Source organism: Culicoidibacter larvae, from assembly GCF_005771635.1.
Lineage (GTDB): Bacteria > Bacillota_I > Bacilli_A > Culicoidibacterales > Culicoidibacteraceae > Culicoidibacter > Culicoidibacter larvae.
This window is the reverse complement of the sequence record NZ_VBWP01000004.1, coordinates 92,062-108,101: the sequence shown is the minus strand read 5'-3', so window position 1 is coordinate 108,101 and position 16,040 is coordinate 92,062. Positions and strand designations below refer to the sequence as shown.

Here is a 16,040-nt window from a genome sequence, read left to right as displayed (position 1 = left end):
TCCTCCAATAAGCTCACTTTTCTGTATATAATTCAATGTAGTTCTTTGCCGAGGTTGCCCAACTGTAATCATCACGCATTGCCCGGCCAATAATTTTTTTCCATGCTACCTTGTTATTATAGTATATATCAGTACTTCTCGCAATTGCATCAACTAATTCATACCCTTCAAACAACAAGAAAGTAAAGCCTTTACCACTTTCATCAGTTGGATTATAAGCCGGAACCGTATCAGCAAGTCCGCCAGTTTCACGAACAATAGGAATAGAACCATAACGCATTGCTAACATCTGCCCAATACCACAGGGCTCAAAACGTGAAGGCATCAAAAACATATCACTGCCGGCATAAATCTGTCTTGCCAGCATATCATCAAAGCCAATAAAACAAGCAACCTGATCTTTATGAGCATGAGCATAATGTTTAAAAACATGCTCAATATGCGGATCGCCAGTTCCCAAAAGAACCAATTGCACACCTAAATCCAAAATACCATGCAAGCTTTCCCCAACCAAATCAAATCCTTTTTGATGATCCAGTCTTGAAACAATACCTATAAGCGGAATATCCGGATTAACCGGTAAACCAAATTGTTCCTGCAAAGCCACCTTATTAATTGGTTTCTGAGTATTAACTCGGTGAGCATTGAAAGGCGCAACCAGCGCAGTATCTTTAAACGGATTATACAACTCGGTATCAATTCCATTTAAGATTCCCGAAAGTTTACCACTGTACTCGCGCAAAATTCCATCCAGCCCCTCACCATAAGCTCGGGTCTGGATCTCTCTGGCATAATTCGGACTTACTGTAGTGATGCTATCAGCATATATGATTGCTGCCTTCATAAAGTTGGCATCTTCATTCCAAATACAATGGGCATGAACCGCATCCCAAGGATAAAACTCAAAAAAGTCTTCCAGCACGCTCTCACCAAACACACCCTGAAATCGCAAATTATGAATCGTAAAAACAATTTTGCAATTATTCATCACCCGGTTCCAACCATACGCATGGCGTATGATTGGCGCAACCATCGCAGTATGCCAGTCATTCAAATGAATGACCGCCGGCTCAAGTGCCAACTTCTCAATAACAGCAGCAACAGCCCATGAAAAGAATGCAAAGCGTTCACCATCATCAAAATATCCATAATAGCCTTCATTACGCTTAAAATAATACTCATTATCAACAAAATAATAAATAACCCCATCAAGCTCTAGTTGAAAAATACCACAATATTGTTCGCGCCAACCAACCCGCACAACAGTTTCAGCCACCAGATTCATCTGCTCTAAATATTGTTCTGGTATCAACGATGATTTCGGTAACACTACCCTGACATCCACACCTGCTTTAGATAAACTCCGCGGCAACGCATATACGACGTCACCAAGTCCACCAGTCTTAATAAACGGGAAACACTCACTACTTGCAAAAACTACTTGCATAGCCGCTCCTCCTTAAATTCTTGTTCTTTTCGGAATAATAAGCGGTGTTTCTGGATTTCCTGCCAGCTCATTATTTTCACTGATTTCACAGTTTGTATCAACAATAACATTTTTCAAACGGGCACCACTGCGAATCGTTGTATCACTGAATATTACACAGTTCTCAACAATAGCACCCGGTTCAATAGTCACCCGCCGAGAAATTACACTATTTTTAATATGGCCTTCAATCGAACACCCAGTACCAAAGAAAGAATTTTCTACTCGCGAACGCTCACTATAATAAGTCGGCGCTTCATCACGCGAAACCGTATAAATTTTTCTCGGACCATAAAATAACTCTTCAGAAGCAATTGGATCTAAAATTGCCATATTGGCTTTGAAATAATTACTTAAATTGGTTATTGGACTAACAAAACCATTGTATTCATAGCCAATAACATTAAGATTTCTCAAACTGCGATAGAAAAATTGTTGGAATGTGTTACATTCCAAGTCCTCAACACCTTCAATAATCAATCGCTTAAAAACATCAACGCTCATTAAATACATACCCATATCAAGATTAACAATTCTTGAACGTTCAGTATTCACGCCGGTACTGGTGATTCTTTTCCCGGTACGCTTGAAAATAACCTGGTCAGTACAGTAATGATAATTGCTTGGTCGTCTTGCATATGCACAAACAACATCAGCCTTACTGTCTGCTTCAAGCAAGTCAGCCATCTCTTCAAAATCAATATTACAAATAACGCCCACCCGAGACACTAAAACATATTCAACAGTAGGTGTAATTAATCGATCTAGATTCCGATAAATATGCATCAACTCTGAGCCGGTATAGCCCTGCTCCATAGTATTTTGAAAATACATTTTCAAACCACCATTTTTGCGATCTAAATCCCAGCTTCTAGAATTACTAAAAAAGTTTAGCAACGATTGATAAGGTTGATAGGCAAAGAAGGAAACATTGCTGATTCCGGCATTGACTAAATTCGATAATATAAAATCAGTTACCCGATAACGACCACCGATTGGCACCATTGCCAATGGTCGATGAGCCGTCAGACTATATAAATCAGGGTTTTCATTTGCTGTTAACACAACACCTAATACATTCTTTAACATCTTTGTTCCTCCTATCCTTCAAATACCTTTATTGTTTTTCCATCGCCAACCTTCACTTTTTTCTCAACCGTCAGCCCGGGCATAATAATTGCTTTTTCAATAACGGCACCTGGTTCAATAACACAGTTTGCCATCAAAATTGAATCCTTGACTACTGCTCCTTTACCAACAACTGAACCTGGAAATAAAACCGAATTATTGATTAGTCCATGAACTTTACAGCCATCCATAACCAGTGAATTTTCAACCTGTCCGGTTTTAGAAATATATTGTGGTGGATACAAAAGCGGCTCGCCATAAATAACCCACTTCCGGTCTTGTAACTTAAGCGGATGATTAGGATCAATAATTTCAAGGTTTGCTTCCCAATAACTCTCGATAGTCCCCACATCTTTCCAATAACCGCCAAACGGATAAGCATACATCGCTTCACCACGCTCAAGCATCAAAGGAATAATATTTTGACCAAAATCATCAAACTCAACCTTATTGGCAGCACATTCCAACATTAAACTGCGTAACTTCTGCCAATTAAATATATAAACACCCATAGAGGCTAAGTTACTTTTAGGCTTTTCCGGCTTCTCATCAAATTCTTCAATCCGATAGTTGCGATCAGTATTCATAATACCAAAACGACTAGCCTCTTCCCAAGGCACTTCAATAACCGCAATTGTGCAAGTTGCGTTCTTTTCATTATGAGCATCAAGCATCTTGCTATAATCCATTTTATAAATATGATCTCCGGATAAAATAATAACATTCTCCGGATTATATCGATCAACAAAATCAATATTCTGATAAATAGCATGAGCAGTACCTCGATACCATGTTCCTTCCTTCTGATTCATATAAGGAGGCAAGATGTAAACACCGCCGCCAATACGATTCAAATCCCACGCTGAACCATCAGCAATATGTGAGTTCAACTCAAACGGGCGGTATTGGGTCAAAACCCCAACTGTATCAATCCCGGAATTGGCACAATTACTCAAAGTAAAATCAATAATCCGGTAACGCCCGCCAAAAGGCACCGCCGGCTTTGCGGTTTTCTTTGTCAACGCATGCAACCGGCTTCCTTGACCACCGGCAAGCAACATTGCCACAATTTCTTTTTTTATCATACTATTACCTCCATATCCTAAAAACAGGTTTATGAAAACCCTTTCTTATAACTTAATTATAGCACTTTTACCTATACCACAACAAGCTATATTTCAGATAATTTTACTTGTTAGAAACTTTACTGTCAATCAATACAGTAATAAACTTTTCTGAGAGAAAAAAAGAATCATGACCGCTTTCATCGGGAGCGGTCATGATTCCAGGATTTTATTCAAATAACGTCAGTAAATTACGATGCGCATTTGCCATTGGCACTTCATCTAAACTATAGAAATTTTTATTGCCGGCCTGTTCAATTCGACCATAGTATACTTGCATATGCCAAGTACGGTGACTAAAAACATGTTTGGCATTACCGACATGTTGCAAACTTACTTTTATCTGATAGCATTCGAAAATCCAGCGTTCTAAAGCTTCAACATCATCTAGACTCTCGGTCTGGGGGAAGCGCCACATATTTTGAAGCAGAGTATCTTCATGAATATCACTCAATAAATAGTTATTGACACTATCTTGAATAATAACCGTATCAAAGTATAATTCTTGACGTTTCACTTTCTTAATTTTCACCGGATAATGACTTTGAGTATCAAGCTGTTTTGCAAGACACTCTCCGGCAATCGGACATATTTCGCATTTTGGATTTCTAGGCGTACAAATAGTTGCCCCCAACTCAATAAGTCCTTGATTGAATCCCGATGGATCCTTGGCGCTTAAATGCTCCGCTACCTCCTCTTCGATTGCTCGCTTCGTCGATAACTGATTGATATCACGCTCATCAGCAAGTACACGGGTCATAACCCGCAAGACATTACCATCAACTGCCGGTTTAGGAATACCAAAAGCAATTGAACAAATTGCACCTGCAGTATACGAACCAATACCAGTCAGTGCCAGCACATCTTCAAATTTATCCGGAAAAACCCCGCCATGCAGTTCAACAATCTGTATTGCTGCCTTTTGCAAATTACGAACCCGGCTATAATAACCTAGTCCCTCCCAAGCTTTCAGCAAAACTGCTTCTTCAGCAGTTGCCAAATCAGCAATTGTTGGAAACAACTCAATAAACCTCTTATAATATGCTTTCACGCGCTCAGCCTGAGTTTGCTGCAGCATAATCTCTGAAACCCAAATATAGTATGGATTAGTTGTATGTCGCCATGGTAAATCACGTTTATTGGCATGATACCAACTGATTACTTTATTTTCAAATGTTTGATTCATTATTATCTTTTCACCACTTCAAGTTGTATTTGTTATTTTTGTTGCTTCCGATAGTCAGCAATAATATTTTCAATAATGGTTTGAGCTGCTATCGCATCATAACCACTGATAATCGGTGTCGTTGCACCAAGCACTGACTCAATAAAATGATTAACCGCATTATCAAAGCCACGTCTTGCCGGCGCAGTAATGCGAAGATTTACCGGTGCCATAATCCGCGTGTCATGATCAACAGTCTGCAATTGCAGCATATCAACCACTTCCATACATGTATTTTTTTGGATAACGCTAATTTTCTCCAAACTGGTTCCCGAAGCACGATGCATACTAGCCAAATAAACGCCATCATTATTTTGATAACGACTCTGACCAAAAATTAATTCACCGGCTGCATTTACTTGCAAATACTGGGTTGCATTATCAAATTGACCATCTGCCAACCAATAAAGAGTATCAATAATATGAATATAATCATCAAGCAAGGTAAACGCTAAATCATGTCCAACCTCATCAATTCGGTGCTTCTCAACATGAATGAAAGCTGGTTTATCTAATCGCATTTTTAAATCAATGTATGCTGGTGCAAAACGACGATTAAAACCAACCATTAATGGCGTTTTTTGCTTATCTGCCAACTCAACTAATTCAGTTGCTTGCTCAAGTTCAGCCGCTAAAGGCTTGTCAACATACACTGCTTTACCCTTTAGCAACGCAGCCTTAACTACCTCATAATGACTGCTAGTTGCGCTATGAACAAACAATGCATCAACCATATCAATAAGTGACGTTAAATCTGTATAGTAATCAATCCGATACTGGGCACAAAGCTTCTTAGCCTCATCAGCATTCGGCGAAAACGCCCCAACAAATTCAACATTTGCATGATTAGCCAGCAACGGCAAATATGTTGACTGCGCAATATAACCCAGCCCAACCATACCAATTTTTAACTTTTCCATAGTCACACCTCATTTATCCTATTATACTAAATTATCCGGCTTTTGAACATCAGAAGAATTATATAATGAAGGTCATCAGTGATGACCTTCATTATCGCTTTATCAATTAAACTGAGGAATCGCAATACCACGTGGCAACTTACAAATGATAAAACCGTTAGCCCGCAATGCCTCAATAATTTCCGGCAACGCTGCCCGCGTTGCCGCCTTATCGGCAGCATCGTGCATAAGAATATTAACATAGTTTTTATTCTGAATCTGTGCCATCACATTCGCAACAATTGTTTTCGCATCCGGGCTGGTGCCGCTGGCATCGCCGGAATCAACATTCCAATCTACATACTCCATACCAATTTCATGAACGATTTGCTGAAATGCAGTGAATTGTTTGCTATCAATATAACTAGTATTTGAACCACCGGGAAAACGATACATATATGGTGATGAAATACCCAGCTGTTTAATTTTGGTGACAGTTGCAGTAATATCATTTCGGAACGCATCTACATTGGCATAGATGTCTGTATAGTTATGTGTCGTTGAATGGACGAAGACTTTACTTCCCTGAGCTGCAATTGCTTTTACAACCTCCTCATTACCATCAATATTATTGCCGATAAGAAAGAAATTTCCATTAACATTATATTTATCTAAAATTGCTAATAGCTCTGAGGTTTTTGATGACGGTCCGTCATCAAACGTGAGAAAAGCAATTCTTTTATCAGTTTTGCCACTTTGATTAAGAGCCGTTATTTCATCTTTGCTTAAGCAAGGGTTATTTTCAATTACTTCATTATGGTGCTGTTCCCTATTACATAGCACTACTGGATTATTTTGACTATTCATCACTTGAAACCCAGCAATTGTAAGCGCAACAATCAGAATTAGTGATGTGACCATTGCACTAGTCGCTACGATTGCTCTTTTTTTATTTAGCTTTCGCTTATGCTTTTTATCTTTCATTACTATCAGCCTTTCTCAATATTATTTTACCACTTTAAATATTGTGATGCAGATAACATTTTTGTTAGCTAAAAGAAAATGTCTGATTGACCATTGCGTCAATCAGACATTCAAATTCTTATAAAACTTGTGCCGCTTCAGCTTCTTGCTGGCGAGCTAAGGTTTCATGAGCACCATTTACCAGGAAACGTAAACGGTTGGCAATGTTTACTTCACTGATACCTGGGTCCATGTCGATATAAAGAATATTTACATCAGGATACAAGTCTTTAATTCGTTTTTCGGCTCCTTTGGCAATGACATGGTTAGCAATACATCCAAATGGTTGGATACAAACAATATCATTTACCCCCTCATCAGCAAACAAAGCGATTTCTGCCGGCAGTAACCAACTTTCACCAAATTGATTGATGAGCGATAATACACGCTCGGCTTTATCACTAGCATGGCGAATATAATGGAATGGTCGGTAAACATGGAACCCTTTTAAAATATTATTAGTACGATCAATATATTTCTCAACGACTTTCTCAATTGCTTTCATCCCGGCTAGATACAATTTCCCTTTGTCTTGAACATTGTTACCAGCATTAAACTCATCATTGATGAAACGCTTTAAGAAGAAGTCAAGGATTGGTGGCACATCAACTTCAATACCCTGATCCATCAACCAGTCAACAACAAATCCATTTCCAAATGGGTTATATTTTGCGTAAATCTCACCGACAATACCTACCCGCGGATAATCTTTGCTGGTATCAATCGGAATTGCTTTAAACTCTTCAACCGCTTCTTCAAGCAATTTGAAAAGCTTGCCCTGTTTAGAAATAGTTAAGTACTTCGCACTTTCCTTAACATACTTCTGTACAGTTCGCATCGCATCACCTTTGTTTAGCTCACGAACTGCTGTATAGTGATATAATTTTGACATTGAGTCACTAAACAATATTCCTAAAAGTCCGGCAATCATCATGTTAGTACTGCTGTATTTTAATCCCGGTTGCTCATTCAAGCCTTTTGCACCACTGGTTGAACCAGTAGAAATAGCTACAACCGGTACATCAGCATAACCGGCATTGATTAAACCACGTTTTAATAATGATACATAACTTGATGCCCGGCATTGTCCACCTGTTTGGGTGATTGCCACAGCTACGTCACGAGTATCATATTTACCGCTTTGCAATGCCTTGATTAAGTCACCAATAACAATAACTGCTGGATAACAAATATCATTATTAGTATATTTTAATCCAACATCAACTGAAGCTCGGTCCGGCATTGGCAAGATTTCAATATCAAATCCGGCACTGGCAACCCCGGCAATAATTGCATCGGTATAAAATGGTGAGAATGTTGGTGCCAAAATCTTACGATGACGGTCAGCTTTCTCAAATACTTTATTTTTTTGTCGTTCGCGAAGTTCTGGAACGAAATCATCACCGCGCATTTCAACTGATTCAATTAATGAACGCAGACGCAATTTAATTGCACCCGGACTAGAAATCTCATCAATACGCACTAAAGTATGGATTTTTCCGTAATCGTTGGCAATTGAACGAACTTCATCAATAGTAATTGCATCCGGTCCGCAACCGAATGAATTCAGCTGAACCATTTCAACGTTTTTACGTTTAGCAGCCCATAATGCTGAGTTATAAATACGGTTTGGATATGACCATTGTGTAAGTACATCAACTTCATCAAGATTATCGTTTGATTTAATATCAATTGAGTCCTCAGTAATTACAGAAACACCAAGAGCAGCAATCATATCAGGTATTTTATGATTAATCAGCGGATCGACATGATATGGACGACCGACAATCATAATAATCATTCGGCCCTCAGCATCCGCTTTTTTGATAATTTCTTCGGCTTTACGATTTAATTCTTGTTTAAAATCATTTTGAGCTTGAATTGCTTTATCAAACGCACGATTAAATACTGCCTCATCAATTCCAAGCTTTTTAACATATTCCCATGATGATTTAGAAAGTAAATCATTTGATGAGAAAGTCATAACTGGATTATCAAATGGAATGCCATAACGTTTTTTCGGATTCATTGCACTTTTGATAACATCCGGATATCCGGTAACTACTGGGCAGTTATATGAGTTCAAGGCATCTTCATACTCAGTTGATTCATAACGAACCATTGGATAGAAAATACGGTCAACCTCTTTAGTTGCCAAGTTAGCAATATGGCCGTGAGCAATCTTAGCCGGGAAACAAATATTTTCCGACATAACTGTTCCAGCACCCTTTTGAGCTAATGCCATTGTTGAAGTATCAGATAAAACAACATTGATACCACACTCAGTAAATAAGGTATGCCAATATGGATAACTTTCATACATATTCAGGGTTCTTGGAATACCAATCGATAATTTCGGGTTTTCCAAATTCGATTCACGGTCAAATAATAAATGATATTTGTAGTCAGGTAAATTATCACCTTTCACTTTAGCGGTGCCCTGATTAGAGAATACTTTCTCACACTTATTACCGGTATAGAATACTTCATTGCCGTCAAACTTTAATTGTTGAACACTACATAAGTTATCGCATGCATTACATGTTAATGAACGACGTGTATATTGAGTAGCCGTTTGCATGTCCGTAAGACCTACAAACGTTGTTTGATATGCTTGATTGCGGTTGTACATTTCTTGAGCGATTAAGGCACTACCATAAGCACCCATTAATTCAGCAATATTTGGTCGCACGACACTGCCGCCAACCAAAACTTCCATCGCCCGTAAAACAGCATCATTTTTAAAGGTTCCACCTTGAACAACAATGTTTTCACCAAGTGTTTTTGGATCAGAAACTTTTAAAAGTTTGAAGAAACAGTTACGCATAACTGAATACGCAAGTCCAGCTGAAATATCTTCAATTTGTGCCCCTTCACGGAACGATTGTTTTACTTTAGAGTTCATAAAAACGGTACAACGTGTTCCTAAATCACAAGGTCTTCTCGATTGCACACCATAATTAGCAAAGTCTTGGACATTGTGTCCCAAAGATTTCGCAAAAGTTTCAATAAAAGAACCTGCACCTGAAGAACATGCTTCGTTGATTTCCAAGTTGGTAATAACACCATCTTTTATGAAAATCGCCTTCATATCCTGACCACCGATATCTAAAATAAAACTTACTTCAGGATTAAAGCGTTTTGCTGCGCGATAATGAGCAATAGTTTCTACTAAACCATCGTCTAACTTAAATGCGGTTTTGATAAGATCTTCACCATAACCAGTTACAGCACCGCGGGCAATATTAAGTGTTACCCCTTCAGCTGTTGCCTGGGCATTTAACTCTTCTAAACCATTTAAAACAGCCTGAACCGGGTTCCCATTATTATTCGTGTAATAATTGAAAACTAAATCGCCATTTTCATTAATTAATACGATTTTGGTTGTTGTTGATCCAGAGTCAATCCCTAAAAAGGTCGGTGCATTATCTGCATTTTTAATTGGTAATACCTCAACATGAGCTTTAGCTTTCTCAGCTTTCCACTCTTGATATTCAGCATCATCATTAAATAGCGGATCCATACCTTCCCATAAAGCTACATGACCATCAGTATTTTCAAGACGCTCAAGCACTTCATCGATTGTTGCAATCGTACGACCTTCATCATTAACAATTGCCGTACCTAAAGCCGGGAATAATTCCGGACTTTCAGGCATTAAGATATCTTCATCACTAACCTTCATTTGCTCAATAAATGCTTGACGCAACATTGGCAAGAATGTTAGTGGACCACCAACAAACATAATCTTTGGATTAATATCGGTTCCGCGGGCTAAACTATTAATTGTTTGCAAGGCAACCGCCTGGAAAATTGAAGCAGCAATATCTTCTCTTGGCGTATCCCGTGAAAGCAAAGTTTGCACATCAGTTTTAGCAAACACACCACAACGCGAAGCAATTGAATAGTAAGTTTGACTTTTCTTAGCGAGTTCGTTTAATTCACCGGGTTCAATATTCAATAGACTCGCCATCTGGTCGATGAAAGCGCCGGTTCCACCGGCACAGTTTCCGTTCATCCTGATATCCGGTCGCAACAGATCATTAAAGAAAATAATCTTTGCATCCTCTCCACCAAGATCAATTAAGGTTTTTACTTCTGGGTACAGTGCTTTTACTACTTCAGCTGAAGCAACAACTTCCTGCACAAAGAAAAGACCAATTTTCTCAGCAACACCCATTCCCGCCGTTCCGGTTATGGCCATACTAATTGATTGGCCTTCAACTTGAGATTTTATTTCTTTTAATATAGTTATTAAGGTTTCGTTAATTTTAGCATTGTGTCGGACATATTTTGAATAAACGATATTATTATATTCATCTGTCAAAACTGCTTTAGCAGTCGTTGATCCGATATCAATTCCTAACTTATATTGTGTTTTTTTACTCATTTTAATCCTCCGTTTTTTGTACCTTCCCAGTGAAAACGTACACTATTATTATAGCACAATGAATTATTAATAAAAGCACTTTTAAAGACAATTGAAGCTCATTATTTCACAATACAGCTTGGTTTTCACAATATAATTATTTTAGAGAACATAAAAAAACTGCGCTCTCTAGAGCGCAGTTTTTAACTTTCTTTCCTCCGAATAGTCAGCCACCAATCGTAGACTATATGCATCATCCATTGGACAAAATTCATAAACCACCATGAAGCAATAATTAATACCCCACCGATTAAATAATCAAACCAGTTCATTGGTACGAAATAGAATATTGCCGAAATAACCGGTAAGAAGAACGTCGCAAAGAACGCAACAATCATAATGCCGACAAGTGCCAAATTCCAAGCTTTCCATGGACGCGCCACTCGTAATAAGACAACTAACTGCACGCCCCCGGCAACAAGAATTGCCATCGTCCGTCGCTGTTCAACATCATAATGCACAAAAGATGATAAACCATAAATAATCAATGTTCCGATTGCTACGGCAATTCCGCCGGGAATTGTATCTTGCGCAACCTTGCGCAAGAAACCGCCGGTTACCCGTTCATCATTCGGTGCCAACGCTAAGAAGAACGACGGAATACCGGTTGCCACTGAACCAATTAAAGTCAGTTGTAATGGCAAGAATGGATATGGTTTTAGCAATATAGTAAATACTACTGAAAGAATTATTGAATATAAAGTTTTTACCAGATACAAGCTTGAAACACGCTCAATGTTATTAATAACCCGGCGTCCCTCAGATACAACTTGCGGTAGTGAAGCAAAGTCCGAGTTCAACAGCACCAACTGTGCCACCGACCGGGTTGCTTCGCTCCCGTTCGCCATAGCAATCCCACAATCCGACTCTTTTAATGCTAATACATCATTAACACCATCACCGGTCATGGCAACTGTATGTCCGTTTGCTTGTAACGCTTGTACTAACTTTTGTTTTTGTTGTGGTGAAACCCGCCCAAAAACAGTGGTGTTAGCAACAATTTCTTGCAAACTTTCAATATCATCCGGCAAGGTTCTGGCATCTAAATAGTGCTCTGCCCCTTCAAGTCCGGCCCGTTTTGCAACTGCGGCAACAGTTACTGGATTATCACCGGAAATAACCTTTAGCGTCACCCCTTGCGAGGCAAAATATGCCAGCGTTTGATTAGCATGATCACGAATAATATCTTCAAGCATAATGAATGCTTCTGCTTTTGTATCCGCTGGTAACAGTTCATCTTTAATTATTTCATCACTATAAGCAAGTACAAGAACACGCCGGCCCAGCCGCGCTTGTTCTTCAACCTTCTCCTGGAATAAACTATAATTACTGCCAAGAACCATCTCCGGTGCCCCCAGAATCCATGTACCTTCATTTTTGAAGCTGGCAGCACTCCACTTTCGTGCTGAAGAGAATGCTACAGTATCAGTCACTTCCCAACTTGGTGCTTCTTGGTAATAGTCATAAATCGCCAGCTGTGTCGGGTTTGCTGCCGGTAATGTTCTGGTTAATACTGCCAGCGCATCATCAATTTTCATTTTATCTTTATCGCCGGTCAATTCAATCTCTGCAAGATTTAAATTACCCTCAGTAATAGTTCCGGTTTTATCAAGACAAAGTACATCAACGCGGGCCAACATCTCAATTGCCGGCATCTCTTGAACTAAAGTTTTCTTTTGAGCCAAGCGAATAACCCCGACCATTAAAGCAACACTCGTTAGCAGCACTAATCCCTCAGGAATCATACCAATGATGCCACCTACCGCACCAACCAGAGCATCTTGCCAAGTACCATTGTTAAAGAAGAGCTGGGTAAACATCAGCATCGCCCCAACTGGCAAAATCAAATAAGTAACAATCTTAATAATTTGATTCACTGATTTGCGCAACTCTGAATCAACCATCGAGAAGCGTTTTGCCTCCGCCGATAATTTACTGGCATACATATCTTGAGCAACACGAATTGCCTGAGCATCACAACTGCCCGATACAACAAAACTACCTGATAGTAATTCTTCACCAACGTGTTTTAAAACCGGATCAGCTTCCCCGGTTAATAATGATTCATCCACTTCAATTTCACCGCTGCGAACAATTGCATCAACTGCAATCTGCATACCGGTACTTAATTTCATAACATCATCTAATACAATTGCATCAGTATCAATGGTTACAACCTCGCTATCGCGAACTACCGGCACTTGAAAAGTATTCAGCACTGATAATTTTTCTAATGTGTACTTAGCTCGTAACTCTTGAAAAATACCAATAAAAGTATTGGCTACAATAACGAAAGCAAACAAGGCATTTCTTGGCTGCCCGGCAATAATAACCAATATTGCCAAAATCGCATTCAAGGCATTAAATAACGTTAACGTATTGGTTTTTATAATATCGCCGATTGTTCGACTGGGAACATCAACGGTTTTATTGGTTTGATTAGCAGCAATCTTCGCTTCAACCTGAGCTGAAGTTAATCCTGTTACTATATCGGTTTCTAAATGTACAATTTTTTCTTGTTTATCCATGAGCCGATAATACTCCTTAAGTCTTAAATAATCAATATAATTCTATTATACAGGATTAAAAGCAAATACCAAACCTGATTCGTTATCTTTTAGCGAACAAATTTGTAATATAAAAAAAGATTGCTCCGACAGAGCAATCTTTTTGAACTTTTTAACGACTTCCCTTGTCGTAAACAACTCCGGCAGCTTTTGGACCTGCCGATTTTCGCGAGAACAAGACTAATGCCAGTATTGTCATCACATAAGGGAATATTTGGAATACTACATTAGGAATGTTTAAATCCGGGAATACTACCGGGAAGATAATCCCCAGTGTTTTAGTTAATCCAAAGAATAACCCGGCTCCCAGGACTCCAAACGGATTCCATTTTCCGAACACCAATGCAGCTAGAGCCAAGAAGCCCATTCCGGCAATTGTTAATTCAGAGAATTTAGTTGAAATAGTTAATACAACTAATGCACCACCAAGTCCGGCAAGAACTCCGGAAATGATAACGCCGATATAACGCATTTTAGTTACATTGATACCCATTGAATCTGCTGCACCAGGGTGCTCACCGCAGGCACGTAAATGGTACCCGAACGGACGATAGTACAATAAATACCAAGTAAATAATACAACGCCAATTACAATAAACATTGTTGGGTACCAGCTATCAAATAAGATTGGTCCGATGAACGGAATATCTTTTAAGAATGGCACCCCAAATTTAGTAACAGATACGCCAATTGCCTCGGTTTCTTTACTGTTGAAAAGAACACGACATGCATACAACGCACCGGCAAGACCCATGATATTAATAGCTGTACCACTAATAATTTGGTTTGCACGCATTGAAATTGAAGCAAAGGCATGGAATAATGCTAAAATTGCTCCGGCAATTGCTGAAAGCACAAGTGCGATAACAACTGCCCAGATGCCTAAAGACTTTTCTAATCCTAGAATTGTCAAAGCACAAGTGAAAGCACCAATAACCATCATACCTTCAAGCCCGATGTTAACAACACCGGAACGTTCACTGTATAAGCCACCGATTGCGGTAATAATGATTGGCGCCGAAACCGCAAGTGTTGTTGGAATTAAAATAACTAATAATTGTTGAAATGTTCCGAAATCAAACTGCATTTTGGGCACCTCCTTTTTTAGCTTTTTTCTCTGTGAGTTTTCTTAATACAAATTGAATTGCATAACTAGAAGCTACAAAGAAGATGATTAATGCGGTAATAATAGATACAATCTCTGCTGGAATTCCGGCACTAACTTGCATTGTCTTAGCCCCTGCTTGCAAGAAACTAAACAATAATGCAGAAAGCAAGGTTCCGAACGGAGTGCTGTTTCCAAGCAAGGCAACGGCAATACCATCCATACCAAAACTTAAGAAACCACTTGTTGAGGTAATGTAAGTAAAGATTCCGTTTGAATAGATAACTCCGGCAAGACCTGCGAAGGCACCGGCAATCATCATTGAAAATACAATATTACGGTTAACACTGATACCAGCATATTTAGCTGCATCTTGGTTTAACCCAACTGCCCGTAACTGATATCCAAATGTTGTTTTCTTAATTAAGAACCAGAATAAGATAACCGCTCCAAGAGCAATAAAAATACCTAAGTTTACCCGAGCACCATTAAAGATGTCTGATAACCACCCCATTGATAATGAAGCACTTGGCTCAATAGCAATAGTTTGTGCTGTTGCATTAGGATTTTTCAGCCAGTTCTCAACTAAGAAGTTACTGAAGAATAATGCAATGTAGTTTAACATGATACAAACTACAACCTCATGAACTTTGAAAGCTGCTTTTAGTATCCCTGGAATTCCGGCCCATAAAGCACCAGCAAGACCAGCTGCAATAATTGTTAATGGTAAATGGATAAATATTGGCAATCCTTGAATCGATCCGACAGCAATACCGGTAATCGCACCCATCATGAATTGTCCTTCAGCACCAATGTTGAACATTCCGGTACGGAATGCAAACGCTACTGCGGTACCAGTTAAAATTAATATTGAAGCTGTAGAGAACCACTCACCAATATTATAAATATTAGAAAATACTTCTAATAGAGCAAGAAATCCTTCAATTGGGTTATGCCCTGAAATGAGGATAAAAATACTACCGATTGCAAATGCTAATACAACCGCGATAATCGGCGTAATAATCGCATTTAAGCGTTTTGTTTTTGCATCCAT

Annotated in this window: 10 protein-coding genes; all 10 read right to left on the bottom strand. The window is 39.0% G+C overall.

Annotated elements, in window-relative coordinates; translation table 11 throughout:
- Positions 1 to 13: 13 nt before the first annotated feature.
- Positions 14 to 1,447 (bottom strand): glycogen synthase GlgA, encoded by a 1,434-nt coding sequence (gene glgA, locus FEZ08_RS05940; protein ID WP_138190795.1) that lies wholly within the window; start codon positions 1,445 to 1,447, stop codon positions 14 to 16.
- A gap of 12 nt (positions 1,448 to 1,459) precedes the next feature.
- Positions 1,460 to 2,575, bottom strand: coding sequence for a glucose-1-phosphate adenylyltransferase subunit GlgD (gene glgD / locus FEZ08_RS05935; protein ID WP_138190794.1), 1,116 nt, complete (start codon positions 2,573 to 2,575; stop codon positions 1,460 to 1,462).
- Between the two features lie 11 nt (positions 2,576 to 2,586).
- Positions 2,587 to 3,699: a glucose-1-phosphate adenylyltransferase gene (locus FEZ08_RS05930; RefSeq protein ID WP_138190793.1), complete on the bottom strand. Its 1,113-nt coding sequence runs from the start codon at positions 3,697 to 3,699 to the stop codon at positions 2,587 to 2,589.
- 208 nt (positions 3,700 to 3,907) lie between these two features.
- Positions 3,908 to 4,924, bottom strand: coding sequence for an A/G-specific adenine glycosylase (mutY, locus tag FEZ08_RS05925; RefSeq protein WP_138190792.1), 1,017 nt, complete (start codon positions 4,922 to 4,924; stop codon positions 3,908 to 3,910).
- A 32-nt stretch (positions 4,925 to 4,956) separates the two neighbouring features.
- Positions 4,957 to 5,883: a Gfo/Idh/MocA family protein gene (locus FEZ08_RS05920; RefSeq protein ID WP_138190791.1), complete on the bottom strand. Its 927-nt coding sequence runs from the start codon at positions 5,881 to 5,883 to the stop codon at positions 4,957 to 4,959.
- Positions 5,884 to 5,985: 102 nt separating this feature from the next.
- Positions 5,986 to 6,846 carry a polysaccharide deacetylase family protein gene (locus tag FEZ08_RS05915; RefSeq protein WP_138190790.1) on the bottom strand — a complete coding sequence of 287 codons (861 nt, stop codon included), beginning with the start codon at positions 6,844 to 6,846 and terminating at the stop codon, positions 5,986 to 5,988.
- A gap of 118 nt (positions 6,847 to 6,964) precedes the next feature.
- Positions 6,965 to 11,275 carry an acyl-CoA dehydratase activase gene (locus FEZ08_RS05910; protein WP_138190789.1) on the bottom strand — a complete coding sequence of 1,437 codons (4,311 nt, stop codon included), beginning with the start codon at positions 11,273 to 11,275 and terminating at the stop codon, positions 6,965 to 6,967.
- A 182-nt stretch (positions 11,276 to 11,457) separates the two neighbouring features.
- Positions 11,458 to 13,842, bottom strand: coding sequence for a cation-translocating P-type ATPase (locus tag FEZ08_RS05905; protein WP_138190788.1), 2,385 nt, complete (start codon positions 13,840 to 13,842; stop codon positions 11,458 to 11,460).
- Between the two features lie 151 nt (positions 13,843 to 13,993).
- Positions 13,994 to 14,968, bottom strand: coding sequence for an ABC transporter permease (locus FEZ08_RS05900; protein ID WP_138190787.1), 975 nt, complete (start codon positions 14,966 to 14,968; stop codon positions 13,994 to 13,996).
- Positions 14,958 to 16,040, bottom strand: coding sequence for an ABC transporter permease (locus FEZ08_RS05895; protein ID WP_138190786.1), 1,083 nt, complete (start codon positions 16,038 to 16,040; stop codon positions 14,958 to 14,960). Before FEZ08_RS05895 ends, FEZ08_RS05900 begins: the two co-directional genes overlap by 11 nt.